Source organism: Pseudomonas sp. NBRC 111133, from assembly GCF_001320605.1.
Classification (GTDB): Bacteria; Pseudomonadota; Gammaproteobacteria; order Pseudomonadales; family Pseudomonadaceae; genus Aquipseudomonas; species Aquipseudomonas monteilii.
This window is the reverse complement of record NZ_BCBJ01000137.1, coordinates 1-518: the sequence shown is the minus strand read 5'-3', so window position 1 is coordinate 518 and position 518 is coordinate 1. Positions and strand designations below refer to the sequence as shown.

General features: G+C 61.4%; 1 protein-coding gene. It reads right to left on the bottom strand.

The features are described from left to right. Positions 1–518, bottom strand: a 518-nt coding sequence (locus APH36_RS32245) for an immunoglobulin-like domain-containing protein (protein ID WP_177337142.1), incomplete at both ends; no start/stop codon positions are given.

Below are 518 nucleotides of genomic sequence, written 5' to 3'. Positions count from 1 at the left end.
ACGCTGCCCTGGGTCTTGCCCGCCTCAACGGTGATAGTCTGGCCGTTGGACAAGGTCACGGTCACCGGAGTCTGGGCAGGGTTGCTCAGGGTCACGGTGTAGGTGATCACGCCACCTTCAGTGACGCTTGGCGATGCAGTCAGGGTCGCAGTGGTGTTATCGACCGAGTCGTTGATCGTGGTCTGAGCCGGGGTTGGGTTCGGCGTCAGTTGCTCGAAGTTGCCGCCGTTAGCGCCGGTGATCGTTGTGCTGACGGTAGAACCGTTGTTGTAGACGTCATTCGCCGGGGTCTGGAAGTCGACGCTGCCCTGAGTCTTGCCAGCCTCGATGGTGATTACCTGCCCATTGGACAAGGTCACAGTCACCGGCGTCTGGGCAGGGTTGCTCAGGGTCACGGTGTAGGTGATCACACCGCCTTCGGTCACCGACGGGCTCGCCGTCAGGGTCGCAGTGGTGTTATCGACCGAGTCGTTGATCGTGGTCTGAGCCGGGGTAGGGTTCGGCGTCAGTTGCTCGAA